Below are 25,167 nucleotides of genomic sequence, written 5' to 3'. Positions count from 1 at the left end.
ATTTACTTATTATTAACTCTGCAATCAAGAATAAACAATCGATAAACAACATCAATGTAACAATATTGTTAACTGCATCGAGTTTTTGCATGAAAAAAGTGCAGGGTAGGGATGTGGACTGCGGGGGTTATCTGAGTTGACTATCTTTACTGCCGCGGCGGTTATAGCCAGCATGGTTGGCTTGATGCTTATCTAATTCGGTTTGGCAGGCGAGACAATACTTAACACCCGCCAATGCGTTACGGCGCGCTTCGGGGATTTCTTGCCCGCATTCGAGACAATAATTTTCACTCTTACCTTTGCCGAGTGCCTGTCTGGCACGTTGCACTGCGTCTTCAAGGGTCGAGTCAATTTGATCTTGTACTGCGCCGTCTCCGGCCCATCCACTTGCCATATAACCTCCGTTCAGAGGGCCGTTTGACCGACCCTCTCTGACGTTATTATTTAAATTGCAGGTGCATTTAATCAAATACGACGATTACTCAATATTGGCTTCGAGGAACCACAAGAATTTATCCAAATCGCGAGAAGCAGCAGTGAACATATCTGCGCTGGCTTCATCGTCAACTTCTGTAATCGCTTTGCGAATAAAGTTAGCGACGACGCCGTAACGGTCGGCCAACTCTTTGAGGTGTTCTTGTACACTATGGATATTCGTGGGGTAGCTTTTCAGTGGTGTTTTATCCGTCACCAACTGTGCAGTACCCAGTGCTACGCCACCTAATTGTACCGCGCGCTCTGCAAAGGTATCCAAGTGGTCGTTAATGGCGGTGCGGAAGCCATCAAGCATTTCATGGACTGCGATAAAATTACCGCCGCGCATATTCCAGTGAGCCTGTTTGGTGATCAGCGACAGATCGATAAACTGAATAACCAATTGGTTTAAGAGCTTAATCGTCAGTGCTTTTGCATGTTCATCAACATCATTACGTGTATAGATAAGTTCGGAAGATTTTGCTTTGACCAGTTTTGCTGTACTCATAATAGGTATCCCTTTATTGAGTTGATTACCAATTTCTTCACCGCAATAAGTATAACAAAGATATTTAATTTTGCAGTTTAGATATTGCCTATCAATTAAATAGCTGAAGGTTAAAAGTGTTTTGAAGTGTAATTTTATGTTTCGTATATAAAATAATTTCAATTGAATGTTATGGCTAATTGATAATGACTATCGCTGTGATTTATATCTATTTTTTATTTTAGCTGTTGGCAAGATACCTAAGTAGATATTTCACGGAAACCAAAGGTTGAAATATTGTTAACGTATAAATTGATTAGGTTGAAAGTCAGTTTTTAATAAAAATGAATAACAAATAAATAGTTCTTACGCAGGACTATTTATTTGTTGTTTTATCAATGCGATATACCGACCCTATTTATTGGCCGGTATATATTGCGGGATTATGCTCGGGCGTGAGCGATGATAAATAAGCGTGGAAATGCCAGCAAGCGCTGGCCATCGATGAGGGCTGGATAGGCAGCATCAATGATGGACAGATAATCTTGCAGGAAATCCACTTGCATCGCTTCTGGAAGTGGATCCAAAAATGGGCGTAAGCCGGTAGCACGTAACCAGTCAACAATCGCTTGGGCGGAGGCCATCGGATGATAGTAGGTCGTGCGCCATATATTCACCCGTTCCCCATGAGGCGCTAACAAATCATAGTATTGAGTCGCGCTGAGTACTTTTGCCCGTACCGCCCCAGCCTCTTGCAAGGTCTGCTGCCAGGGCCCATTTTCTGCGACTTTTCGCATGGCGCGATGACTGGGTTCATCCAAGTTATCCGGCATCTGAACAGCCAGTACGCCGTTGGGCGCGAGTTGAGAAAGCAAATGCGGAAACAGTTGTGAATGATCTGTCAGCCACTGCAATGAAGCATTGGCGTAGATAATATCCTGTGGTTCAGAAGGCTGCCATTGGCAAATATCTGCCTCAATAAAGTGGCAATCAGGGAGGCGTTTTTGCGCACTGGCTAACATGGTGGCCGAGTTATCAACCCCAACCAGTTGAGCGTCAGGAAAGCGCTGATAAAGCAATTCGGTGGAGTTGCCTGGCCCGCATCCTAAGTCACTAATGTAACGTGGTGCGGCGAGATCAATCTGAGCTAACAGATCCTGAGCAGGGCGAGTACGTTCTGCTTCAAATTGACGATATAAGTCAGGATTCCAGTCTTTCATGCAGGGCCTCCGAGGCAAAAACTCAGAAATACAACGGGATGGCGCGGCTTACACCGCGACCGCACCCAATAACATTAGCCTGTTACAAATTCTGTAGCCTATTACAAATTCTGTATTGGGCCGCTAAATAGCACTGATCCTGTTGGCTGTCCCGTTGGAGAGCCGCCGTGCGGTTCAAGGCTAATGGCTAGCAGCGAATGACCATCGAGTTGATTTTCAGCTAACTGCAATTGGGTGGGGCCACTGGCATTGAGTAGCCCAAGAGATTGCGGCTTTTTACCGTCAGGAATGCGCCATAATTCGAGGCTATTAGCGTTACTGACCTCAATGGGATTCAGTGGTGTTAGGGTCAAGTTACGGGTTGATTTTTCTAGGCTAACAACCCATTGGCTACTTTGCTGGCTATTGGACAGCACCGCAACTGGGATGGCGCTTGGCGGTTCTACCAATAGACGTGGCACGATTAAAACAGCCGCTAAACAAGCGGCTATCGCCCAACCTGCATACAGCCAACGATGACGATTGATATGGCGCACGTTAATCGGCGGTAATTCCAACACTAAGCGTTTCCAGACACGTTCTGGTGGGGCCAAGGGGGCCAACCGATTATCGAGTTGAGTGAACAAGCTCTGCCAGCTGGCAACATCTGCCGCCAGCCGAGGATCACGGCGAACCCTGCGTTCAAAACGCATTCGGGCCAATCCGCGCAGGGTGCCGAGTGCATACTCTGCGGCTAATGCTGAGTCATATTCACGTCTGTTTTTCATAAGCCTACACAGTCCTTTAGGTGGTCCAGTGCACGACGAATCCAGCTTTTTATCGTACCAAGGGGTTGTTGTAAATGAACCGATATTTCCCCATGAGAAAGCCCTTGATAATAGGCCAGCATAATACTTTGGCGTTGATCCGCAGGGAGATGTGTTAAACAGTCTGCCAGTTGTTTTGCCTCGCTGTCTTGCTGCAATTGCGCCAACGGCGTTAGCCTGTTGTCAGTCAGCATTTCGGTTTCATCGTCATCGAGTGCTTGCAAGCGATTATCGCTGCCGCGCATCAAATCTATTGCTCGATTACGAACAATGTGTGTCAACCAAGTCAGTGGCGCACTGAGTTGCGCGTTGTAATTATCAGCCCGATTCCAGACAGTGAGAAAGCTGTCATGTAAAACTTCTTCTGCACGGGCGTGGCTACGTAGCATTCGCACAGCAACGGCGAATAATCGGGGGGAGGTTAGACGGTAAAGCTGTTCAAACGCGGACTGATCGCCTTTAGCAATAGCCTCGATCAGTCCGACTTGTTGTTCCAAAGAACATTCATTCATGCGCCAATCCCTAAAAAATCCGTCAGGTGCAGTAAGACACTGCACCCAGTATAGACGGGATTTATTTAGGCATCAGGACAGTATCGATCACATCGATCACACCATTTTTCTGTTGTACATCATAGGTGCTGATGTTGGCGACGTTTCCTTTACCATCTTTCAACTGAATATTGTGCGGGCCATTATTCATAATCCAGAGTGATTGACCGTTAACAGTTTTCAGTTCCGCAGTTCCGCCACCGGCTTTGATTTTACTTTCTAGCTGTTTCATATCGTACTTACCCGGGACGACGTGATAGGTCAGGATCTGGGTGAGCATGGCTTTATTTTCTGGTTTGACCAAACTTTCAACCGTACCGGCGGGCAATTTTGCGAAGGCGGCATCGGTGGGCGCGAACACGGTAAAGGGCCCTGGACCTTGTAGGGTATCAACCAACCCCGCAGCTTTGACGGCTGCCACTAATGTGGTGTGATCTTTTGAATTCACCGCATTCTCAATAATGTTTTTGCTTGGGAACATGGATGCGCCACCGACCATGACGGTTTCGGACATCATCGCGGCCATAGAAACACTGCTGAATACCAAGGAAGCACAGATAGCGGTACGAATAAGCGTTTTCATAATGTATTCCTTTTGGGCTAGTTGAGGTGAAGTCTTGCCTCACATCTACCTATACGAACCAACCTGCGGTTTTGGATGCACAGAAAACGAAAAATAATGATAAAAAACGCCAACCCGCGAAATAGCTGGGCTGGCGTGCAATAAATTCAATCAAAATATTCTGTTTTGAGCGGGATCATCGGACGTTAGTTGAGCTAGCGGCCCTAAATAGAGGCGTTAGTCCGTACTTGGTACCAATACCCGATGCATGACGTAAGCATCGACATAACCTAATTGGCGGTGATTAAACGCGGCAGGTAGCGTGGCGATGATCTTGAAACCGAGCTTTTGCCATAACGCCACCGCCAGCGTATTGGTGCTGACCACAAAGTTAAACTGCATGGCTCGGTAGCCCAATGCGGTGGCCTGCTCAATGCAATGCAGGCCGAGTGCTTTACCAATCCCCAAACCTCGCGCTTGCCCATCCACCATAAAGGAAGCATTAGCCACATGAGCGCCAAGGTCACGCTGGTTATTGATGAGTTTATACATGCCCACAATACGTTGTTGGTGCACGGCGACAAAACAACGTACACCCGCACCAAACCAGTAATCATAAGCATCTTGCTTGGGCGTATCAGGGCTGAACACATAGGTATCGCCGCCACTGACGACAGCCTGAAATAGTGGCCATATCTCAGTAAAGTCTGCCGGTGTTGCCGCTCTAATTTCCACTCAATGCTCCCATTTTAAGTAATGCTATCAAGCTTTGGCTTAGGTCTGATGGTCAAGGTTGCACCGATAGAGGCGCAAATGATTGACGCCAATGCCAGCCATTGAATCAACGTTAAATGCTCATTCAAAAACACTAATCCCGAGATTGCTGCCAATGCAGGCTCTAGACTCATTAATGTGCCGAATGTCCGCGTAGGCAGATTGGTTAATGCCACCATTTCAAGTGAATAGGGCAAGGCCGTCGACAAAATCGCGACAGCCAGAGCGACCGGTAATATAGCGGGGGAGAACAGCGCCATACCGTTATAAGCCACCCCAATCGGGCAGAACACCAGGGCGGCAATCAGTGAGCCAACCGCAACTGTTCCCGGCCCGTGGTCACCACCGGCTTTTTGCCCAGAAACGATATAAAGCGCCCAGCAGACACCTGCACCCAATGCACAAACCGCGCCGAATAAATCGATGGTGCCAATGTTATGCCCCAATGGCAGTAGGAACCACAGCCCTAGAACGGCTAACCCGACCCAAATAAAGTCGACAGGGCGGCGGGATGACAGCATTGCCAAGGCCAGTGGGCCTGTGAACTCCAACGCAACAGCAATGCCTAGCGGCACCGTTTTCAGCGACAGGTAAAAGAGAAAGTTCATTCCACCGAGCGTTACCCCATAGATAAGCAGAGGCAAACGGCTACCCGCTTCAAATTTCATCCGCCAAGGCTTAAAAATGACAAACAGAATGAGCGTACCGATACCCAGTCGCAAAGAGGTTATCCCCTGTGCGCCAACCAGCGGGAACAAGCTTTTTGCCAATGATGCACCACTTTGGATGGAGATCATGGCGACTATCAACAGCAAAATAGGGACTAACGGAATTGAATGTTTGGATGGGGGAGACAAAGACATCCTTTTGAGCCTCAAGAATAAGTATTAGGTTTTCGTCTTTGCCAGTGTAAATGAAATGTCAGGGGAGTGTTTAAAAATCGCCAAACTGCTATCAAAAATAAAAAACCAGAGGATTTCTCTCGTGACGCTGTTTTTTAACGCTATTTCTGATGCTTATTTGAGCTTGAAAATTAAGAATAGTCTGGAATGGATTTTAGTGATGGGTATCACAATAAGGTGTAGGATAGCCGGAAATCGTAAGCGTATTAGTGAGATAGAAGATACTTGAAATTCTTTGTTACACCAAATAAATGATTAGACAATCATTAGTAGGCAGAGTTTCAAACTGTTTATTGTTATAATTTCATGGTGTTTTTGTTTCATCTATATTTTGCGTCTTTCGAGGTGGTTATGAATAAAATGACATGTCTTTCAGCGGTAGCAGCTTGTGTATTAGCAGTGACTGCAGGTTCAGCATTTGCAGGTCAAAGCACCGTTTCTGGTGGTTATGCCCAGAGCGATTACCAAGGTGTTGCGAACAAATCTTCAGGCTTCAACCTGAAATACCGTTACGAGTGGAGCGATTCCCAACTGGGCTACATCACTTCTTTCACTCACACTGAGAAAAGCAGCTTTGGTGACAGCGCATCTGTTTACAACAAAGCGCAGTACAACGCGATCACCGCAGGTCCTGCATACCGTATCAACGATTGGGCAAGCGTTTATGGCTTAGTCGGTGTGGGTTATGGCCGCTTCACCCAGAACTTCCCAACAGCTAACTCAGACAAAAACAGCACCAGCGATTACGGCTTCACCTATGGCGCAGGTATGCAGTTTAACCCCATGCAAAACGTTGCTTTGGACGTCTCTTACGAGCAGAGCCGTATCCGCAATGTTGACATCGGTACTTGGGTTGCTGGCGTAGGTTACACTTTCTAAGTTTTACTTAGGATGATCAGCATTCATCTTTAATGATGAATGACTGAATTGCATAAAATCCGCTCTCGGGCGGATTTTTTTCGTTTGTGGGTAAGAGAACCTTGTAAGGGCTTTGAGCTCTGCCGCAACTTCATTGAGTTGAGGGGTAACCGCGCTGATTATTTGACCGTGTTTGCGGCATCGGCAATCAAGGCAATGATCTGCTGTGGATGCGATAGAGGCGAGATATGACTGGCAGGTAACTCAATCACTTTTTGGGCCTGAATTCGCTCGGCAAACCCACGTTGTGTTTCAGCAGGCAACATTCTGTCTTCCATTGAAATTTGATACCAACAAGGCTTCACTCGCCAAGCTGGTTGGGCTGATCTATCCGTATAAGCCCGTGCCGCTAATGGTTTTTGCGATAACGCCAACACTAATGCTTCATTTTCATCGATGTCTTGGCACATATTCTCGTGGAATTTATCGGTATCGATCCACAAAAAGCCATTATCATCTGGGCGAATGTATGGTGCACCAATGGGGGATGGACGGAATGCGCCAGAAAGGCTTGATAGACTTTCACCTGCATCCGGTGCGAACGCGGCAAGATACACCATACCGACCACATTTTGCAGGTGCCCGACCTGAGTAATGACCATACCACCATATGCATGACCCACTAGTAGGGTAGGACCATATAGCGCAGTCGTGAGTTTGATTGTACGTTCTACATCATCCGCGAGTGATGTCAGTGGATTTTGGGTAGCAATAACTCGGTGACCCATCGCATGTAACGCGGGGATAATATGTCGCCATTGTGAACCATCAGCCCACGCGCCATGCACTAATAAGATATTAAGCTTAGCCGCCATATTCCCCCCTAAACAGGTATTACCCAAACACTGGATAATATCGTTCTGTAGAAAATGCATTCTTGACGAATAACAACTTCTACTCATTTACGATGTCGATTCTTTTTTCTAATCTCACTCGTTTGTTATGAGAATAAATAAAGTCTGTTATGAAGTATCAGTATAAAATTTTGCTGGTGGATGGCTTTAGGATAAAGATGAAAATAAAACATGTATTAATGCTATAAAGCGGTAAGTTAGCGATATAAAATATCCCATAACATAAGTGGTAAAACTTAAAACAAGTAAAAACAATAGATTAACAAGCATTCCTATTGACGGTAAAAGCGCAATTTACTGGTAAAAATTGAATAATATGACAAACTACTTTTAACGCTGATTGAGTCTCACACGCCTTGTTGTGATTTCTATCTGAAGCCGAATATTAAATAACAAATAATAGGTTGTAATAAAAACAGTTGCTTGCATTAGAAACACACAATGATAACCAAAATAATAGGGTGTAATCATGACGACACAGAGTGCAGCGGCTCCACTTATGCTACATGACACCAAGCTTGAACAGCAGATTTTACGGCGATCGATTTTTTTCACTTTATTTATCGCCACCATGGGGATCGTTTTCGGTATTGTTTGTGGTTCGATGTCGATCATCTTTGATGGCATGTTCTCCGCGTTAGATGCGGGCATGTGCAGTTTATCCTTGTTGGTTTCGCGATTGTTAGGTCAACCGAATAGCCGCCGCTTCCAATATGGCTTTTGGCATGTTGAACCGCTGGTTCTGGCATTTAATGGCAGTTTATTGGCTTTTCTCTGTTTGTATGCATTTGTTAATGCTATCAAAGGTATTATCGATGGCGGTCGTGAATTAGAACTTGGCTGGGCAATTGTTTATGCTCTGGTCGTCAGTATTTTCTGTTTTACAGTATTTTTAAAACAGCGCCGCTTAAATAAACGTGTTAAGTCTGAACTTATTGCACTAGATACCAAAAGCTGGTTGATGTCAGCCTGTATTAGTTCTGCTTTATTGGTGGCATTTTTGCTTTCTTGGAGCATGGAAGGCACGCGCTATGAGCATTTGATTGTCTATACTGACCCTAGCGTATTAGCTCTGTTAACACTGATATTGATACCAGTTCCAATAAAAACGGTCATTTCTGCTGTGCGTGAAGTATTGCAAATGACGCCAGATACGTTAGATACCTCCATGGAAAATTTGATGGATAGGCTAATGGAAAAATATCAATTTGTTGATTACTCGCATTACGCTACTCGCATTGGTCGAGGCTTATTTGTTGAAATTCATGTTGTTATTCCACCTGAAATGGAAAACAACGGGGTTCTTTATTTTGACAAGATACGTGATGAGATCTCCCATGCAATTGGTGATTCAGGTCCCCATCGCTGGTTAACTATCTCCTTTACCCGTGATGCTAAATGGTTATAACTCAATAGAAATAACCTAATAGAAATAACGGGATGCACACACTTAAATTAAATAATGGGGGTCGTGATTGTTATGGATAAGAACGTGGCTATGAATAAATCAGTGGCTAAGCGCCAAGTCAAGCTGGCCCCGATTGAGGCACCCGCACGATTTGAAGCCGTATCTAAGGTCGCCATTAGCGATAGCACTATTGCTGCTCGCCAAGCCAAACTCATTAACAATATGTCCCAAGCAGGCATCGACTATTTATTTGTGTATGCCGATAAAGAACATGGCGGCAATTTTGAATATTTAGCGGGGTTTATTCCTCGTTTTGAAGAAGCAGCGATGGTGTTACAGGCTACAGGTGAAATTTATCTGTTGCTGGGTAATGAAAACTTAAAATTATCGCAATATGCGCGAGTGAAAAATACGGGGATACATGTCCCCTATTTTTCACTGCCGAATCAGCCGATGGGAAACAGTAAAACCTTGGCTGAATTGTTGGCAGAAACGGGTATTCAACAATCGACAAAGGTCGGGGTAGCGGGGTGGAAACTCTTCACCAGTAAGCTGGATGATAATAGCCAGTTATTTGATATTCCCCATTTTGTGCTAGATGCCATAAAACAATCTGTTTCATCCACCACAGAGGTCATTAATGCCACGGCGCTATTTATAGGGAGTGAGACTGCGGCCAGAGTGACCAATAATGCAAATGAATTGGCGCACTATGAATATGGCGCAAATCTCGCATCGAATTGTATTCTTAATGCGCTAGCAGCTGTAGAAGTGGGTAAAACGGAAAAACAACTTGGCAGTTATCTGGCTGATGAAGGTCAACCGAATACGGTTGTCATGATTGCCGCAACCGGCCCCCGTTTTGAACAGGCGAATCTGTATCCCAGTGATAAAACAGTACAACTTGGCGATAAGCTCTCATTGACCACAGGGTTTAAAGGCGGCTTGAGCAGCCGAACGGGTTATGTTGTTCACCAAGCTGATGAATTGCCTGCGGCGGAAAGAGATTATCTCGACAAAGTGGCGATTCCTTATTACACCACGGTGGTCGCTTGGTTGGAAAACATCCGCATTGGGATGTCAGGCCAAGAGATGTATGCATTGGTTGAAAGGGTATTCCCTCAATCGCAATATCATTGGTCCTTAAATCCGGGCCACTTAGTCGCCGATGAAGAGTGGCTATGTTCGCCGATTTATCATGGCTCTAATGAGAAAATCAGCAGCGGCATGTTATTCCAAATTGACATTATTCCTTCGGTGAAAGGTTACGCTGGGGTAAGTGCAGAAGAGTGTATTGCACTCGCTGATGAGCCGCTACGCCAAGAACTTGCGGCGCATTATCCTGAGGTGTGGCAACGAATAATGCATCGCCGGCATTATATTTCTAATGTGCTGAATATTCGTCTTAGCGAAGAAGTGTTACCGATGTCTAATACCGTGGGTTATCTACGGCCTTACTTGTTGGATAAATACAGCGCATTACAGTGCGTAGCTGAGGTATAGCACTGATAGCTTAGGCGTTAATCAGGATGACTCTAGGGGCGATTTCGCCCCTTTTAACGTCCCAGAACAGGGTTGTTATCCTCGTGTATTTTCAGATTTAAGCCCCTGCTGAGATTTCGTGCAAAACTGGAGGCGATACTCTTGCCATCTTGTGGCATAATGCGCGCCGAATCACATTTTCTATCATTCTTGAATATCCCTATTCAGTAATACAATCGAGAGCGAGCTCTGTGCTAAGTACTAACAATATCACCATGCAATTCGGCAGCAAGCCGCTGTTTGAAAACATTTCAGTCAAATTTGGCGGCGGTAATCGCTACGGTCTGATTGGCGCAAATGGTTGTGGTAAATCCACATTCATGAAAATCCTTGGTGGCGATTTGGCACCAAGTGGTGGCAACGTCTTCCTTGATCCAAATGAGCGCTTGGGTAAATTGCGTCAGGATCAATTCGCCTTTGAAAACAACACTGTGCTGGACACCGTTATTATGGGGCACGGCGAGTTGTGGGAAGTCAAAGAAGAGCGTGACCGTATTTACGGCTTGCCTGAGATGAGCGAAGAAGACGGCTACAAAGTGGCTGATCTGGAAGTTGCCTATGGTGAGATGGATGGCTACAGCGCAGAAGCCCGTGCGGGTGAATTGCTGCTCGGTGTGGGTATTCCGGTTGAGCAACATTATGGTTTGATGAGCGAAATCGCCCCTGGCTTTAAATTGCGTGTATTGCTGGCACAGGCGTTGTTCTCAGACCCGGAAATTTTGTTACTCGACGAACCGACCAACAACTTGGATATCGATACAATCCGTTGGTTGGAGCAAGTTCTGAATGAACGTAGCAGCACCATGATCATCATTTCCCATGACCGTCACTTCCTGAATATGGTGTGCACACACATGGCAGATTTGGATTACGGTGAATTGCGTGTTTATCCGGGTAACTATGATGAGTACATGACGGCTGCGACTCAAGCTCGTGAGCGTCTGTTGTCCGATAATGCGAAGAAAAAAGCCCAGATCTCTGAGCTACAATCTTTCGTTAGCCGCTTTAGCGCCAACGCCTCTAAATCAAAACAGGCCACGTCGCGCGCCCGTCAAATTGATAAAATTCAGCTTGATGAAGTTAAAGCTTCTAGCCGCCAGAACCCGTTTATCCGCTTTGATCAGGATAAAAAGTTGTTCCGTAATGCGCTGGAAGTGGAATTACTGACCAAAGGTTTTGAAGACGGCCCATTGTTTAAAAAACTGAATCTGCGCTTAGAAGTTGGCGAGAAAGTGGCGATTCTTGGGCCGAACGGTATCGGTAAATCGACACTGCTGAAAACGCTGGTCGGGGACTACGAAGCAGACTCTGGTACGGTGAAATGGTCTGAAAACAGCAAAGTGGGTTACTACGCACAGGATCACGCCAGTGATTTTGAAATTGACCTGACTGTTTTCGACTGGATGAGCCAGTGGAAACAAGAAAAAGACGACGAGCAGGCTGTGCGCAGTGTGTTGGGTCGTTTGCTGTTTAGCCAAGACGATATCAAGAAAAAAGTTCAGGTCTTGTCGGGTGGTGAAAAAGGGCGGATGTTGTTTGGTAAGCTGATGATGCAGCGTCCTAACATTTTGGTCATGGATGAACCAACCAACCACTTGGACATGGAATCCATTGAAGCTCTTAACATGGCATTGGAAATGTACGAAGGGACATTGATCTTCGTTTCTCATGACCGTGAGTTCGTCAGTTCATTGGCGAGCCGAGTACTTGAAATGACCCCAACTAAGGTGATCGACTTCACCGGTAACTACGAAGATTATCTGCGTAGCCAAGGTATTCAGTCCTGATTATCTGATGGTGTCAAAATAAGAAAGCTGATGCATGGCATCAGCTTTTTTTTCGCCCCAAATTCGGCTAATCCTTGCTGCAAGCCTTTTAAGCCCTTTTAAACATGACTGCAAACCTCGCAGTGGGCGTCTTTTGCCAGTTTTAAACTGCGAAACTCTGCCGTCATAGCGTCATACATCAATATTCGCCCTGAAATAACCTGACCATAATGAGCCAATAATTTGATGGCTTCCATTGCTTGTAAATTACCAATAATCCCAACCAACGGGGCCATTACTCCAGCTTCGACGCAGGTCAGGGCATTTTCACCAAACAACCGACTAAGGCAGCGATAACAGGGTTGATTCTCCTGATAGGTAAAGACACTGACTTGCCCCTCCATGCGAATCGCAGCACCTGATACCAGTGGTTTGCGTTGTGCATAGCACAAGCGGTTCAACTGCTCACGGCTGACAACATTATCGGTGCAATCCAGCACGAGATTATGTTCCGTGATGGTGGCGGCGAGTTGTTCATCCTCTAGCTGAGCATCGATGGTGGTTAGCGCCAGATGGGGATTCAAATCTGACAATGCTAACGCCGCAGAGGTGACTTTAGACATCCCAATCCGACTATCACGGTGCAAAATTTGCCGTTGCAAGTTAGAGAGAGAAACCGTATCAAAATCCAGTAGGGTGAGATGCCCCACGCCCGCCACGGCCAGATATTGTGCGGCGGCGCAGCCAAGGCCGCCTAAGCCCACGATCAATACTTTCGCCGCGTTAAGCTTTTCCTGCCCGTCAAAATCAAACCCCCGCAGGACGATTTGCCGGTTGTACCGCAGAGCCTGTGCATCGGAAAGTTCAGGCAACATTTAGCCCCCTAGCAACGCATTAAATAACTCTATCTCAACAGTTTCACCGACCTCTACCGAACCGCGTTCACGCTCAAGTACGATGAAACAATTGCCTTGGCTAAATGAGCTGAAAATATGGGACCCTTGATGGCCGGTGGTGCGGACTTCCAGCTCGCCTTTGGCGTTGGACGCGAAAATGCCACGTTGGAAATCCAAACGGCCAGGGGATTTTTTCAATTTCGTCATGGCCGTGGCTTTGAGGCGTAACGGTGGTTGCCATTGAGAATGGCCCGACAGCTTGGCAATCAGAGGTTGTACGAGCTGATAGAAGGTGAGGGCAGCAGAGACTGGATTACCGGGTAAGCCACAGAACCAAGCGTGGGCCAATTTACCAAAAGCGAAAGGTTTGCCGGGTTTAATGGCTAATTTCCAGAAGCCGATATCGCCGAGTTCCTCTAGCATTTGTTTGGTGTAATCCGCTTCACCAACAGAGACGCCGCCGCTACTTATCACGAGATCTGCCACACTATCCGCTTGCTCAAAGGCTGTGCGCAAAGCTTGTTGATCATCGGGGATAACACCCAGATCGATGATTTGGCAGCCCAGTTGTTGCAGCATTAAGCGCACGGCAAAACGGTTAGTATCGTAAATCTGACCTTCGCCCAATGGCTGACCGATGGCCTGTAATTCATCACCGGTTGAGAAAATAGCGACTTTCAACGCACGAAAAACAGTCACGTCGGCAATCCCCAAGGATGCCAACAAGGGAAGCTGTGCCGCACCGAGTTTTACGCCAGCAGGGAACACCGCTGCACCTTGTTGAATATCTTCTCCGGCAAAACGGATGTTTTGCCTGATACGCACGCTGCCATTAAATGTGACACCCTGTTCACTGACTACAGCCTGTTCTTGCATGATGACAGCATCAGCGCCAGTCGGGATCGGGGCTCCGGTCATGATTCGAATACAAGTATTGGCAGGCCAAATATCATTAAAGGGGGCACCGGCAAAAGACTTACCAGCCACCGGTAAAGGCAGTCCACTGCTAAGCTCATTACTGCGCACCGCATAACCGTCCATGGCCGAATTGGCGAAAGGGGGAACAGCAATGGGGGACGTAATAGCACTGGCAGTGATACGTCCGGCAGCATCAGTTAACGGGATGAATTCTGTTGCTTGTAATGGGGTGACCTGCGACAGCATTGTAGTCAGTGCTTGTTCCAGAGAGATTAAATCCGAGGTATTACAGTGATCCATGCTGAACTCCGTGGTCTGTGTGCACCCCAACAAAGAAGTATTGTGGATGCAGAACTACCTATCAAGTAAGGTGGCTATTATGGCAGAGATTGCAAGGTGGGTGAATGGATGAAGGCCACAGACTGAGACTGTATTGGTCGGGGGCTAGGCTTTTTTATGAGTGTTTATTGTTGGCTGACGAAATAGGGGAAAAATATGGACTATCAAAAAATTCTTAATTTTTGGTTTAGCGAAATGGACTCAGCATTGTGGTTCAAAAAGGATGACGATTTTGATGCCTATTTGCGCCAGCATTTTGGCTCAGTCTGGCAGGCTGCATCCAAGGGAGAACTGGCAAATTGGCGGCAAAAGATCGAAGGGCGCTTAGCGGAAATATTGGTGCTCGATCAGTTCAGCCGGAATATGTTCCGTGATCTTCCCGCTTCCTTTTCCTGCGATGGTATGGCATTGGTGCTGGCTCAAGAGGCTATCAGCAGCGGTCAGACGGGACAGCTAACAGACACACAACGTGGTTTTCTCTATATGCCATTTATGCACTCGGAATCCCCATTCATTCATCAACAAGCACTGGTGCTTTATACCGAGCTAGGCAATGAGCTTCAACTCGATTATGAGTTGCGCCATAAAGCGATTATTGATCGTTTCGGCCGTTATCCGCACCGCAATCATATTCTTGGTCGGGTATCCAGCGCTGAAGAACAGGCATTTCTATTACAACCGGGTTCAGCATTTTAGGGCTAAGTCATAAACGCAATAATTGACCAGTGAAGCTCAAACACTGGTCAATTATTATCGATGCATTATTGTCTCTGATTGTTTTATCTGCGTTCTACTTCACGGAAATACATCTGCTATACATCGGTGCTACAAAATTATCTCGTTGAGATCACAAGGAAATATAAGTTTTTTCCTAAACTTCCAAACCAGAGATAACGTCAATTGAAACAATATTACTACCAATATATAACAATCTTACAATACATAAAGAGCGTTCATGCGGGTGTGAACATTCAACAAGGTGATGGATACATCAATATGACAGAAACAACATCAATCGAAGCAGTTTCGACAGAAAATTCAACACAATCAGCGCGTTTAACAGAGAGCGCAGATACTCGGCAGAGAATTCGCGCTATTGTTGGGGCTTCTTCTGGTAACTTAGTTGAATGGTTTGATTTTTATATTTATTCATTCTGCGCCCTCTATTTCGCCCCACTATTTTTCCCCAGTGATAATCCCACCACGCAATTAGTGCAAACCGCAGGTGTTTTTGCCGCCGGTTTTTTAATGCGACCAATAGGGGGTTGGCTATTTGGGTATATTGCGGATAAACATGGCCGTAAACTCTCCATGTTGATTTCCGTCTATATGATGTGCGCAGGCTCATTAATGATTGCTTGCCTGCCAACCTATGCTTCCATCGGCAATCTGGCCCCTATTTTGCTGTTAGTGGCTCGCTTATTCCAAGGGTTGTCTGTTGGGGGGGAATACGGCACCAGTGCAACCTATATGAGTGAAGTGGCAGTGAAAGGGCGGAAGGGTTTTTATGCCTCATTCCAGTACGTCACATTGATTGGGGGGCAATTACTGGCTTTATTAGTACTGGTTATTTTACAGCAAACTCTGCCATCAGATGTTCTGCATAGTTGGGGTTGGCGTATTCCGTTTGTACTGGGCGCATTATTGGCGGTGGTGGCACTTTATTTGCGCCGTTCGCTGAATGAAACCTCAGATGAAAAGACGCGTAATAAGAAAGATGCCGGTAGCTTAAAAGGACTGTGGAAGAATCGCCGCGCATTTATAATGGTGCTAGGTTTTACTGCGGGTGGGTCACTCTCTTTTTATACCTACACCACTTATATGCAAAAGTATTTGGTCAATACTGCCGGAATGGATGTGAAAACAGCCAGTTTAGTGATGACGGCCGCGCTCTTTATTTTCATGATTATGCAGCCATTATTTGGTGCATTGTCCGACCGAATTAGCCGCCGCACTTCCATGCTTATTTTTGGTCTATTATCGATGCTGCTAACGGTGCCTATCTTGCATGCATTAAAAGGGGTGACTAGCCCTTATATTGCTTTTGCGTTGATTGTGACGGCACTGATTATACTCAGTTTCTACACCTCAATTGGTGGGTTACTTAAAGCTGAAATGTTCCCGCCGGAAGTGAGAGCGTTAGGGGTCGGCTTATCCTATGCCGTCGCAAATGCCATGTTTGGTGGCAGCGCTGAATATGTGGCACTGTCTCTCAAGTCGTTTGATCTGGAAAATAGCTTCTTTTGGTATGTCTCAGCCATGTGTTTCCTCACCTTCTTAGTATCCTTACGGTTGCATCGTAAAGGGCAAGAGGTTGATTTATAGCTCGAGAAGCTAATAGCTGAAGCCGTTTCTATATGGCTTCAGTTGAAGCTAGCTAAGTAATGACGGATTGTTGAAAGTAATTTTCCTGTACCGCAACAAGTATCATCATAGCCTTCGGTATGTCGGCGATTGATGACTCTATCGTGAGGGCAACCGCCGTGGCAGATGGAAAACCATTCACAGTGGCTCATTTTTTCTGTCGCGGTTATTTCCTCATCAATAGCTTGTCGATTGTGAGAGGAAAAGGCCAACAAATCAGCTAAGTCATCGTACAACAGGGAACCGTAGATACTGTTGGCATCACCGACATATTTATCACAAGGAGATACATCACCGTTAGGTTCCAAAGTAATAATCTCTTGTGAACAATTACCAGACCAATAACATGCAGAAAGTTCTTTATCTGGATTCTTCAGTACTCGGATGAAATCCTCAAAAACAGAGATGCGTATCTTTTCCCTATAGCCAGTTATCCAAACATTAAAAAGGGAGGATAGAAAATAAATAAATTCATCATAGCTAATAAAATCATTCCCAATGTCCTGTCCGGAAACTAGTCTATTATCAGGAACGATATTCAAGAATTCAATATTTGTTAATTCGATTGAAATAAAATAGTCTAGCATTTCTGTTTTGTCAGTCTGATAGACTTCGCGATCAACAACAATGAGTGCACCATATAGTATTTGATATTTTAGAAGTTTTTTTATGCCTTTTGCTACCCGCTCAGATGTCCCTCTTCCTCGATAATCGATACGCCTCTTATCATTTATAGTTGGAATGCCATCAAGGCTAATGCCGACATTCATGCCAATCCCCTTAATAAATGTTAACCATTCATCCGATATATTGACTAAGTTCGATTGCATCGTGTTTGTAATATATTGTTCTGGCCGTTTGAATTGTTGCTGTAACCAAATTAGCTTCTTGAAAAAAAGTGGTTTTAACAGAGTTATTTCTCCGCCATGCCAAACAAATTCAAATCTACTAATATTCGGAATTGCAAGGATTTTCCGTACAACGCGGACAAGTGTATCAAATGAAACCGTTTGATTCGGACCTTCAGCCCATGAGTGACAGTAAGTGCAACGAAGATTGCATAGGCGGGTCGCTTTCAGGACAATAACTAATTTTTCTGCATTAATTTCTTTTACTAACAGTTCACGGTCAATCTCTTGATTATAAGTATCGAGTTCATCACTTGTTAATAAGTCTTCAGCAGGTATTCTGCCAATTAAATACGCGGATAATGATTTATACTCACACGCATCTATCTCTTTCAGTTCTTGTATATCAATATTATTTATTTTGGCACAATCAATGTACTTAACTGGTATTATATTATCCATAATATGTCCTAATATCCCTTAAATAAAACTACCGTCTTTCATTGTGATTATTCTACTACCATATTTTGAGGCTTCTTCTGAGTGAGTGACCATGATAATAGTTGTACCTTTCTTATTGATATAATTTAGTTGTTGAAGCACGCCTCGGCTATTTTTGCTATCCAGATTACCAGTAGGTTCATCGGCGAGCAGTAACACAGGTTCAGAAACCATGGCCCTAGCAATAGCGACGCGCTGTTGCTGGCCACCAGATAGCTGCATTGGCTTATGATCTCTTCTGTTATCAATACCAAAGAGATTTAATACTTGATTAACTCGCTCTGCACGCTCATTTTTGGCCACGCCACGATACTTTAAAGGTAAGGCGACATTATCGAAAATAGATAAATGAGGGATAAGATTAAATGATTGAAATATATATCCTATAAGTTCTCGACGTAGCGAGATTTTTTGTGAATAGCTTAGATTTGTTACCTCTCTTCCGGCCAAGTTCAGTGAACCACTATCAAGGGAATCAAACATACCGATAATATTCAGTAGTGTTGATTTGCCTGATCCAGATGGCCCCATGATTGAAACAAAATCCCCTTTGTTGACTGAAAAATTCAGATGACTAATCGCCTTGGTTTTAACGGTTTTGGTTATGTGAAACTTCTCTGCATTCAGCATGGTTAACATATTATTTGAATCCGATGATTGTGTGTTCAGTGTTTTTGATTTCGGGGAGTATAACAATACGATCCCCGACAGTGAGCCCTGATATGATCTCTGCTTTTATTGTATTCTTGCGTTTCACTTCAACCTTTGTCTTAATTGCATGGTCAGATTTTTCTTGGTAGATATATAAAAAACTATTCCCATATTTGTCCTTAACAATACTATCAATAGGAACTGTCAGTACAGGGGTGTTACTTTCTTGTAACGGGATCTTTATTTCAATAGATTGCCCTCTTTTTAGTGGCTCAACACTATATTCAATCGGAATGAGTTTTGCTTTGAATTTTCCATTTTCAACGAGTGTCGAAACTGATTCAATCAATAAACGTGTATCCTTTCCATTTATATTTGAGTAAATGTGACTTTTTGGTTTTATTTTATCAAGATAATATTCACTGAAGTCGACATTGAAATAATATGATTTAAGATTATCTATCGTTGCAATATTTGCTCCAGGTTTTAATTGCTGGCCTAATTCAATGTCTAACATCGATATCGTTCCATCAATAGGTGCAGTTATTACAAGTTGTCCCGTACCACTATCAATAAAACTCAATAGCTCTTCAAGTCGAGTAATGGTGTTTTCTATACTTTTAAATTGAGAGGGGGCAGAAATGTCGTTATTATTGTTATAATTATTAAATATCTCTTGCTTAACTTTCCAGTGCTTTAACAGATCCAATTGGGTTTCTACTTCTGATCTTGCGATCAGTGATTTTTTATCAAGAGACTGATATCTGGCAAGATTCTTAGTAATAATATCTATATTATGCTGTGCTTCTTGTAAGCTTATTTTCGCATCTCGATTATTCTGTTCTATATGCATTCTCATGTTGCGTAAATTGTTTATTTGTTCTGTAATTTCAGCTATTCGCGATGTTTTTTTTAGCATCAAATCGTAGTTTGATAATCGGGCAATAACATCCCCTTTTAATACTTGTTCAAAAACTGGCTTAACGATTTCAATGACTTTCCCTCCATACTCACTCGATACTATAATGCTTTCTTGGGGAACGGAAACGGCTCGAGTAAATAGTGTGTCCTGATAAATTTCTGGTTCTATAACATAAAAGGTAACATTGTTTCGTGAAACCAATAAGGATGTCTCCGTTGTGGATAATCGATATATAAAAAGTAGACATGTTGTGAGAATACATAGCACACAAAATATAATTACTTTAGTATGATTTCTAATAACTGGCTTGTTCTCTATTTTAATATCCATAATGGCTATTTTTTATTTCCGATAATAATTGAGTGTTGATTAATGATTAACGTAATGCTCATGACAAAAATTAAACTCATGAATAAGATCAAAAGTGCTGCCGTAGCATAGATATAGGATAGACTGTTGATCATATCATATTGATTTAACCATAAGTCTAATAGTAAAAATCCGATAGGAATGGCTATCACTGTAGCGATAGCAATAGGTAAGATGTTTTGTTGTATGAAATATAGGATGTGAGTGTAAATTGATCCACCAATGGCGTCCATTATCATTAATGTTTTCTTTATTCTTCTTGTCTCTGATATGCCAATAATTATTGTGCTTATTGTTATCAATAAAATTGCAATAAAAGTTACCGTATTGACGGTTTTATTTATTAATTGACTATTGCTGAAATAGTCTTCATGTAAATGTTCAACTGTTTTTATTTTTTCTGGAGCAACATGATGCCGCTCTAGTAGGCTTTTTACTATAGTCATGTCTGTTATCTGGTTAACTTTCAAAGCACCGTATTTTTGCACTTTATTTTCAATGAGTATGAGAAGTGGAGCAAAATCTTCATTTGGTTCTGAGAGATAAAAATCATTTATGACTCGGAGAAGGCGTACTTTTTTATCCATACCATGATGATTAATATAAAAATCAGTATTGAGGATTTTATCGAAAGACGAAAACCCCATAGTAGCCATAAAGGATTTTGTCACTATGGCATGACCAACATCATCGTCATCACTAGCCAAAATGAGATTTTCACGCCCCGCGATTGTTTTTAATCCCCATGTTTCAATGAAATTTTTATTTGCCTGAATAATATTAACCGAGGCTAGTTTATCTTTCTCTTGCTGATTATGATGAAATATTGAGATGCTATGTTTCGAATGGTCAAAAGGCAGCCAACTACTGAGCGAAAGAGTTCCACCTCCAGTACTGTTTTTCATTTCATCTTGCAGGTTATTTAATGATGCGGGCTGTTTCAATTGTTCACTTAGAGGAAATGTTATTACATTTGCTTTTTCATAGCCAAAATGATGATGTTGCATAAAGTCATTCTGTGTCATGATGCCAGCCCATAAAAAAATGATGACACTGGCAACGATTATCTGTAGGCATAATAAAGACTGATGCAGGTTACGTGACAAAGATTGTTCATTATACGTATTACTGTGGTTAGTATGATTGGGGAAAACCACAGTACTGAGATAAATTAGATGAGAGAGTAATACTGCTAGATAGATAAAGGTGAGAACAGTAATGAACGAAGAGTATATCTGGCTTATCTCTGTCATTAGTATTAGCTCTTTGAAGCCAACAGAGAAATACATCAAGGCTGCCAAAAATATTATTGCCAACCCAAAAACAAGAATTAACTGAACCGTTGCAATAGTTAGTGATTCAACTAACAGTTGAATGTGTGATGCACCTATCGATTTCTTTATCTGAAAGCTACTTTTTTTATGACTATTAATGACATTATTTAAATTAAAAAAATTCATGATGGTCACTAGAGAAATAAAGATTCCTGCAGCATATACAGTATATATATATGCTTTTGATATTACTTTGCTCATTTCATCCGGCAATTCATGATCATAATGGATGTCTGTGATAGGACGAGCAGATAACTGTATGAATTCTTCGGGGCTAAAAGGGGCACCTGGAAGTTGAGGTGCATATTGGGTAACGAGTGCATTCAGCCGATCATTGCTTGGCTTCCCGCTGGGTTTCATTGTGATATAAGCGTAGGCATGCATATCGTACCAATCATGCCGCTTATCATGATAATCCTCGATTAACTCTGGAGAGAAAGCGATAACAGCCTGTACATTTAATCGGTTGGTGTTAACGAATTCGACGACCTCTTTTATAACGTATTGGCCTTTGTCTCCCAATGTAATGATATGCCCTCTAGGGTTATCTAATTGAAGATACTGGTCATTAAACTCTGGCGTGATGATGATTTCATTTTGGGTCAGATTGGGGATTTTCCCTTTGTAAGGTGTGATGACATTGAAGAAGTTTGGACTCACTACGAAGATATCGACTTGAGTATGCGTCTGTCCTTTGGCATGTAAATTCATGAATAAGCGCAGCGCAAAAGCCGTCTCCTTAATATCATTTTCATTTTGTAATACAGAAAGGAGCGGTAAGGGGACTTGAGCTGATTTAACGCTATCACCGCTCGGTAAATTGAATTGAGTTTCTATACGATAAGTTTGCTCGTAATTAACATGATGCTTTTCAATTCCGCTATCTGTCACATAAAGTAGAACGACTAAAAATGATGAAACCATCCCCAGCGCAGTTATTGCGAGGGCCAATATAGTTGTCATTGGACTTAACTTTACATCATTTAGAAATTCACTCATAAACATGCAGTATATCTCGTGTTTTAATTATTTTAGCGCGGATGAGATAGTGAGTTAAAATTAGACCACAATGACTTGTTGGCCTAATTGGTTTTTTAACCGTTTTTATCACTTAGTTTTCGGTGAAACTCTTTGACCAGTTCCATGCTGTTATTTTTGTCTTTGCAAGACTATTTCTTATTTTATCTAATTCGCTATTGCTAATATATAATGAGTGATGACTGAATGACTCTCCTAACGATTGCAGTTTACTTTTTAATGCCAACAAATTTTGATCATTGTTCTTTCTTTGATGCTGAAATGAAATAGACATATAAAGCTCCATTGTATTGATGAAATTAATAGCTTGTCCATAATGAGTGTTCTCGGTGCCATTTATTTGTAATTCTTTTTGACTTGATTATCAAATTTTTTAAGCTTAATTTAAGCTAATTTTTATAATATTCAATTGTGTTAATTATTATTGAATTCTGTAGTCGCTATTTATTAATTATTAATGTAACAGCTATCACTCATTATATAACGCATAAAAAAAGCCCCCGTAGGAGCTTGAGATGACATTAATTGAGAGCGACATTATTAATTAGCGTTACGCGTGCAAATACTCAGCATGGAAACGTAAATGATCTTCAATAAAGGTCGCTATGGTGAAATAGCTATGGTCATAACCGGGTTGAATCCGAAGCGTCAGTGGCCAATCACGCTGACGCGCCAATTCGGCTAATTTTGCTGGCTGCAACTGCTCCGCGAGGAACTGATCACCATCACCTTGATCGACCAACATTGGTAGCGGAACTTGTGCATGAGTCAATAAATGGCAACTATCATATTGCAGCCATTGGCTTTCGTCATTGCCCAAATAGGCCGTAAAAGCTTTGCGGCCCCAAGGCACTTGGCATGGATTAACGATTGGTGCGAAGGCAGATGCTGATTGATATTGCTGAGGGTTACGCAATGCCAACATCAATGCACCATGACCGCCCATTGAATGCCCGCAGATAGATTGACGACCACTGACACTAAAATGCTCGCGGATTAAGGCGGGCAATTCTTGGCTGATATAGTCGTACATCCGAAAATGCGTCGACCAAGGCGCTTGCGTTGCATTCAGATAGAACCCCGCGCCTTGACCCAAATCATAGCCTTCATCGTTCGGTACATCCTCTCCGCGCGGGCTGGTATCAGGCATCACTAGCACAATACCCAGTTCAGCAGCAATCCGCTGCGCGCCCGCTTTTAACGTAAAGTTTTCATCATTACATGTCAGCCCTGACAGCCAATACAGTACCGGTGGCGGGTTATCATCCCGTGGTGGTGGCAGATAGATGCTGAACGTCATATTGCAATTCAGGCTGCTAGCGGCATGGCGATAGCGTTGCTGCCATCCACCAAACATCCGGTGCTCTTCGAGAAGTTCAAGTGACATATTCATGCGGCGTCTGCCTCCTTGGTCGACTTATTTTATGAAGTACGATTTTATAAAGTCCGATTTTATGAATGACGATCTTGTGAAGATTGATCGAAATGAATCACGGTACGAATAGATTTACCTTCATGCATCAAGTCAAAAGCTTCATTGATTTGATCCAAGCCCATTGTGTGGGTGATGAAATCGTTCAATGCGAATTTGCCATCCAGATATTGCTGCACAATACCCGGCAATTCTGAGCGGCCTTTGACGCCACCGAAGGCAGAACCACGCCAAACTCGGCCTGTCACCAGTTGGAATGGGCGTGTCGAGATCTCTTCACCGGCACCGGCAACACCAATGATCACGGATTCGCCCCAGCCTTTGTGGCAACACTCAAGCGCAGAGCGCATGACATTGACGTTACCAATGCATTCGAAGGAGAAATCAACCCCGCCATCGGTCAGCTCGACAATCACATCTTGGATAGGTTTATCATAGTCTTTCGGGTTGATCAGGTCAGTCGCGCCGAGTTTGCGGGCCAGCTCGAATTTACTGGTATTCAGATCGATGCCGATAATACGGCTCGCGCCGGCCATTTGTGCGCCAATCACCGCGGAAAGACCGATGCCACCCAAACCGAAGATAGCGACAGTGTCACCAGGCTTCACTTTGGCGGTATTGATCACAGCACCCATACCGGTCGTGACGCCGCAACCGAGCAAACAAACTTCTTCTAATGGCGCTTCTTTATTGATTTTTGCCAGTGATATCTCTGGCACGACGGTCAGCTCAGAGAACGTAGAGGTACCCATATAATGGAAGATGGGTTGGCCATTTTTTGAGAAGCGAGTCGTGCCATCTGGCATCAAGCCTTTGCCTTGTGTGCTCCGGATCGCCTGACATAAATTGGTTTTACCTGAACGACAGAATTTACACTCGCCGCATTCAGGTGTGTACAGAGGGATCACGTGATCACCTACTCCCACGCTGGTAACGCCTTCGCCAACCGCTTCGACAATCCCGCCGCCTTCATGGCCCAGAATGGCTGGGAATACTCCCTCAGGATCTTTACCCGATAGGGTGTAAGCGTCAGTGTGGCAAACCCCACTGGCGACAATCCGTACAAGCACTTCGCCTTTCTGTGGTGGCATCAAATCCACTTCTTCGACGGATAGTGGCTGGTTTGGCCCCCATGCGACAGCGGCGCGGGTTTTAATCATCTCCATGGTGTTGCTCCTATAGCTTCTTTGTGATGAGTGTTATATAAATATATTCTTTATGTATCATATATGTTGCATTGGGTTTTTGACTGAGTCGCAACATTTTCTTGTATAGATTATGACCGGAAAAT

24 protein-coding genes are annotated in these 25,167 nt (G+C 43.7%); 6 read left to right on the top strand and 18 right to left on the bottom strand.

From position 1 onward, the window contains the following. Window positions 1-127 precede the first annotated feature (127 nt). From BN68_RS07785 to rhtA, 8 genes are all read right to left on the bottom strand, one after another. Window positions 128-394, bottom strand: a complete 267-nt coding sequence (locus tag BN68_RS07785; RefSeq protein ID WP_019210604.1) for a DksA/TraR family C4-type zinc finger protein — start codon at window positions 392-394, stop codon at window positions 128-130. An 84-nt stretch (window positions 395-478) separates the two neighbouring features. Beyond that, the gene (gene dps, locus BN68_RS07780) at window positions 479-982 is read right to left on the bottom strand and encodes a DNA starvation/stationary phase protection protein Dps (protein ID WP_042806428.1); all 504 of its coding nucleotides are present in this window, start codon (window positions 980-982) and stop codon (window positions 479-481) included. Between the two features lie 422 nt (window positions 983-1,404). After that, complete coding sequence (gene tam / locus BN68_RS07775; RefSeq protein ID WP_019210602.1) at window positions 1,405-2,181, bottom strand: trans-aconitate 2-methyltransferase; 777 nt, start codon at window positions 2,179-2,181, stop codon at window positions 1,405-1,407. 101 nt (window positions 2,182-2,282) lie between these two features. Next, complete coding sequence (locus tag BN68_RS07770) at window positions 2,283-2,948, bottom strand: anti-sigma factor (RefSeq protein ID WP_019210600.1); 666 nt, start codon at window positions 2,946-2,948, stop codon at window positions 2,283-2,285. Beyond that, window positions 2,945-3,499, bottom strand: a complete 555-nt coding sequence (locus BN68_RS07765) for an RNA polymerase sigma factor (protein ID WP_019210599.1) — start codon at window positions 3,497-3,499, stop codon at window positions 2,945-2,947. The genes BN68_RS07770 and BN68_RS07765 overlap by 4 nt, the downstream gene beginning before the upstream one ends. Window positions 3,500-3,560: 61 nt before the next feature. Next, window positions 3,561-4,121: a fasciclin domain-containing protein gene (locus BN68_RS07760; RefSeq protein WP_019210598.1), complete on the bottom strand. Its 561-nt coding sequence runs from the start codon at window positions 4,119-4,121 to the stop codon at window positions 3,561-3,563. Window positions 4,122-4,337: 216 nt separating this feature from the next. Then, window positions 4,338-4,835 carry a GNAT family N-acetyltransferase gene (locus BN68_RS07755; protein ID WP_019210597.1) on the bottom strand — a complete coding sequence of 166 codons (498 nt, stop codon included), beginning with the start codon at window positions 4,833-4,835 and terminating at the stop codon, window positions 4,338-4,340. 14 nt (window positions 4,836-4,849) lie between these two features. Further along, a complete protein-coding gene (gene rhtA / locus BN68_RS07750; protein ID WP_019210596.1) occupies window positions 4,850-5,737 on the bottom strand; it encodes a threonine/homoserine exporter RhtA in 888 nt (295 codons plus the stop codon). Between the two features lie 390 nt (window positions 5,738-6,127). On the opposite strand from rhtA, the gene ompX reads away from it, so the two are divergent. Then, window positions 6,128-6,655 (top strand): outer membrane protein OmpX, encoded by a 528-nt coding sequence (gene ompX / locus BN68_RS07740; protein WP_042806560.1) that lies wholly within the window; start codon window positions 6,128-6,130, stop codon window positions 6,653-6,655. Between the two features lie 158 nt (window positions 6,656-6,813). Here ompX and BN68_RS07735 read toward each other — a convergent pair whose 3' ends face one another. Beyond that, window positions 6,814-7,509, bottom strand: coding sequence for an alpha/beta fold hydrolase (locus BN68_RS07735; protein WP_019210593.1), 696 nt, complete (start codon window positions 7,507-7,509; stop codon window positions 6,814-6,816). A gap of 508 nt (window positions 7,510-8,017) precedes the next feature. On the opposite strand from BN68_RS07735, the gene BN68_RS07730 reads away from it, so the two are divergent. The 3 genes from BN68_RS07730 to BN68_RS07720 all read left to right on the top strand — a co-directional run bounded on the left by BN68_RS07730 (window position 8,018) and on the right by BN68_RS07720 (window position 12,285). Then, window positions 8,018-8,956 (top strand): cation diffusion facilitator family transporter, encoded by a 939-nt coding sequence (locus BN68_RS07730; RefSeq protein ID WP_019210592.1) that lies wholly within the window; start codon window positions 8,018-8,020, stop codon window positions 8,954-8,956. 90 nt (window positions 8,957-9,046) lie between these two features. After that, window positions 9,047-10,459 (top strand): M24 family metallopeptidase, encoded by a 1,413-nt coding sequence (locus BN68_RS07725; RefSeq protein WP_042806559.1) that lies wholly within the window; start codon window positions 9,047-9,049, stop codon window positions 10,457-10,459. A gap of 230 nt (window positions 10,460-10,689) precedes the next feature. Beyond that, on the top strand, window positions 10,690-12,285 hold the full coding sequence (locus BN68_RS07720; RefSeq protein WP_071822395.1) for an ABC-F family ATPase: 1,596 nt from the start codon (window positions 10,690-10,692) through the stop codon (window positions 12,283-12,285). A 98-nt stretch (window positions 12,286-12,383) separates the two neighbouring features. On the opposite strand, the gene moeB is transcribed toward BN68_RS07720, so the two are convergent. After that, on the bottom strand, window positions 12,384-13,139 hold the full coding sequence (moeB, locus tag BN68_RS07715; RefSeq protein WP_019210589.1) for a molybdopterin-synthase adenylyltransferase MoeB: 756 nt from the start codon (window positions 13,137-13,139) through the stop codon (window positions 12,384-12,386). Beyond that, entirely contained in the window at window positions 13,140-14,378 is a 1,239-nt protein-coding gene (gene moeA, locus BN68_RS07710; protein ID WP_019210588.1) for a molybdopterin molybdotransferase MoeA, read from the bottom strand. Between the two features lie 195 nt (window positions 14,379-14,573). On the opposite strand from moeA, the gene BN68_RS07705 reads away from it, so the two are divergent. Both BN68_RS07705 and BN68_RS07700 read left to right on the top strand, forming a co-directional pair. Next, window positions 14,574-15,113 carry a DUF924 family protein gene (locus tag BN68_RS07705; protein ID WP_019210587.1) on the top strand — a complete coding sequence of 180 codons (540 nt, stop codon included), beginning with the start codon at window positions 14,574-14,576 and terminating at the stop codon, window positions 15,111-15,113. A gap of 300 nt (window positions 15,114-15,413) precedes the next feature. Beyond that, window positions 15,414-16,742, top strand: coding sequence for an MFS family transporter (locus tag BN68_RS07700; protein ID WP_019210586.1), 1,329 nt, complete (start codon window positions 15,414-15,416; stop codon window positions 16,740-16,742). Window positions 16,743-16,780: 38 nt separating this feature from the next. Here the strand turns inward: BN68_RS07700 and darE are convergent, their stop codons facing one another. The 7 genes from darE to BN68_RS07665 form a co-directional block, all read right to left on the bottom strand. Continuing rightward, the gene (gene darE, locus BN68_RS07695; protein WP_019210585.1) at window positions 16,781-18,091 is read right to left on the bottom strand and encodes a darobactin maturation radical SAM/SPASM protein DarE; all 1,311 of its coding nucleotides are present in this window, start codon (window positions 18,089-18,091) and stop codon (window positions 16,781-16,783) included. 18 nt (window positions 18,092-18,109) lie between these two features. Continuing rightward, window positions 18,110-18,769: a darobactin export ABC transporter ATP-binding protein gene (gene darD / locus BN68_RS07690; protein WP_019210584.1), complete on the bottom strand. Its 660-nt coding sequence runs from the start codon at window positions 18,767-18,769 to the stop codon at window positions 18,110-18,112. A 1-nt stretch (window position 18,770) separates the two neighbouring features. Further along, entirely contained in the window at window positions 18,771-20,033 is a 1,263-nt protein-coding gene (darC, locus tag BN68_RS07685) for a darobactin export ABC transporter periplasmic adaptor subunit (protein ID WP_019210583.1), read from the bottom strand. A 5-nt stretch (window positions 20,034-20,038) separates the two neighbouring features. Next, entirely contained in the window at window positions 20,039-22,411 is a 2,373-nt protein-coding gene (gene darB, locus BN68_RS07680; protein ID WP_019210582.1) for a darobactin export ABC transporter permease subunit, read from the bottom strand. Window positions 22,412-22,517: 106 nt separating this feature from the next. Next, window positions 22,518-22,718 (bottom strand): darobactin family peptide antibiotic, encoded by a 201-nt coding sequence (gene darA, locus BN68_RS24115; protein ID WP_042806427.1) that lies wholly within the window; start codon window positions 22,716-22,718, stop codon window positions 22,518-22,520. 276 nt (window positions 22,719-22,994) lie between these two features. Continuing rightward, on the bottom strand, window positions 22,995-23,837 hold the full coding sequence (gene fghA / locus BN68_RS07670) for an S-formylglutathione hydrolase (RefSeq protein WP_019210581.1): 843 nt from the start codon (window positions 23,835-23,837) through the stop codon (window positions 22,995-22,997). Between the two features lie 59 nt (window positions 23,838-23,896). After that, the gene (locus BN68_RS07665) at window positions 23,897-25,042 is read right to left on the bottom strand and encodes an S-(hydroxymethyl)glutathione dehydrogenase/class III alcohol dehydrogenase (protein WP_019210580.1); all 1,146 of its coding nucleotides are present in this window, start codon (window positions 25,040-25,042) and stop codon (window positions 23,897-23,899) included. Between the last annotated feature and the right edge of the window lie 125 nt (window positions 25,043-25,167).

The sequence above is a fragment of the Yersinia massiliensis CCUG 53443 genome (assembly GCF_000312485.1).
Taxonomy (GTDB): domain Bacteria; phylum Pseudomonadota; class Gammaproteobacteria; order Enterobacterales; family Enterobacteriaceae; genus Yersinia; species Yersinia massiliensis.
This window is presented reverse-complemented; position numbering and strand designations above follow the sequence as displayed.

Bases quoted from the DNA above. Each gene is read 5' to 3' on its own strand.
- BN68_RS07785 (WP_019210604.1), bottom strand. From the start codon at position 394: ATGGCAAGTGGATGGGCCGGAGACGGCGCAGTACAAGATCAAATTGAC.
- dps (WP_042806428.1), bottom strand. From the start codon at position 982: ATGAGTACAGCAAAACTGGTCAAAGCAAAATCTTCCGAACTTATCTAT.
- tam (WP_019210602.1), bottom strand. From the start codon at position 2,181: ATGAAAGACTGGAATCCTGACTTATATCGTCAATTTGAAGCAGAACGT.
- BN68_RS07770 (WP_019210600.1), bottom strand. From the start codon at position 2,948: ATGAAAAACAGACGTGAATATGACTCAGCATTAGCCGCAGAGTATGCA.
- BN68_RS07765 (WP_019210599.1), bottom strand. From the start codon at position 3,499: ATGAATGAATGTTCTTTGGAACAACAAGTCGGACTGATCGAGGCTATT.
- BN68_RS07760 (WP_019210598.1), bottom strand. From the start codon at position 4,121: ATGAAAACGCTTATTCGTACCGCTATCTGTGCTTCCTTGGTATTCAGC.
- rhtA (WP_019210596.1), bottom strand. From the start codon at position 5,737: ATGTCTTTGTCTCCCCCATCCAAACATTCAATTCCGTTAGTCCCTATT.
- ompX (WP_042806560.1), top strand. From the start codon at position 6,128: ATGAATAAAATGACATGTCTTTCAGCGGTAGCAGCTTGTGTATTAGCA.
- BN68_RS07735 (WP_019210593.1), bottom strand. From the start codon at position 7,509: ATGGCGGCTAAGCTTAATATCTTATTAGTGCATGGCGCGTGGGCTGAT.
- BN68_RS07730 (WP_019210592.1), top strand. From the start codon at position 8,018: ATGACGACACAGAGTGCAGCGGCTCCACTTATGCTACATGACACCAAG.
- BN68_RS07725 (WP_042806559.1), top strand. From the start codon at position 9,047: ATGAATAAATCAGTGGCTAAGCGCCAAGTCAAGCTGGCCCCGATTGAG.
- moeB (WP_019210589.1), bottom strand. From the start codon at position 13,139: ATGTTGCCTGAACTTTCCGATGCACAGGCTCTGCGGTACAACCGGCAA.
- moeA (WP_019210588.1), bottom strand. From the start codon at position 14,378: ATGGATCACTGTAATACCTCGGATTTAATCTCTCTGGAACAAGCACTG.
- BN68_RS07705 (WP_019210587.1), top strand. From the start codon at position 14,574: ATGGACTATCAAAAAATTCTTAATTTTTGGTTTAGCGAAATGGACTCA.
- BN68_RS07700 (WP_019210586.1), top strand. From the start codon at position 15,414: ATGACAGAAACAACATCAATCGAAGCAGTTTCGACAGAAAATTCAACA.
- darE (WP_019210585.1), bottom strand. From the start codon at position 18,091: ATGGATAATATAATACCAGTTAAGTACATTGATTGTGCCAAAATAAAT.
- darD (WP_019210584.1), bottom strand. From the start codon at position 18,769: ATGTTAACCATGCTGAATGCAGAGAAGTTTCACATAACCAAAACCGTT.
- darC (WP_019210583.1), bottom strand. From the start codon at position 20,033: ATGGATATTAAAATAGAGAACAAGCCAGTTATTAGAAATCATACTAAA.
- darB (WP_019210582.1), bottom strand. From the start codon at position 22,411: ATGTTTATGAGTGAATTTCTAAATGATGTAAAGTTAAGTCCAATGACA.
- darA (WP_042806427.1), bottom strand. From the start codon at position 22,718: ATGTCTATTTCATTTCAGCATCAAAGAAAGAACAATGATCAAAATTTG.
- fghA (WP_019210581.1), bottom strand. From the start codon at position 23,837: ATGAATATGTCACTTGAACTTCTCGAAGAGCACCGGATGTTTGGTGGA.
- BN68_RS07665 (WP_019210580.1), bottom strand. From the start codon at position 25,042: ATGGAGATGATTAAAACCCGCGCCGCTGTCGCATGGGGGCCAAACCAG.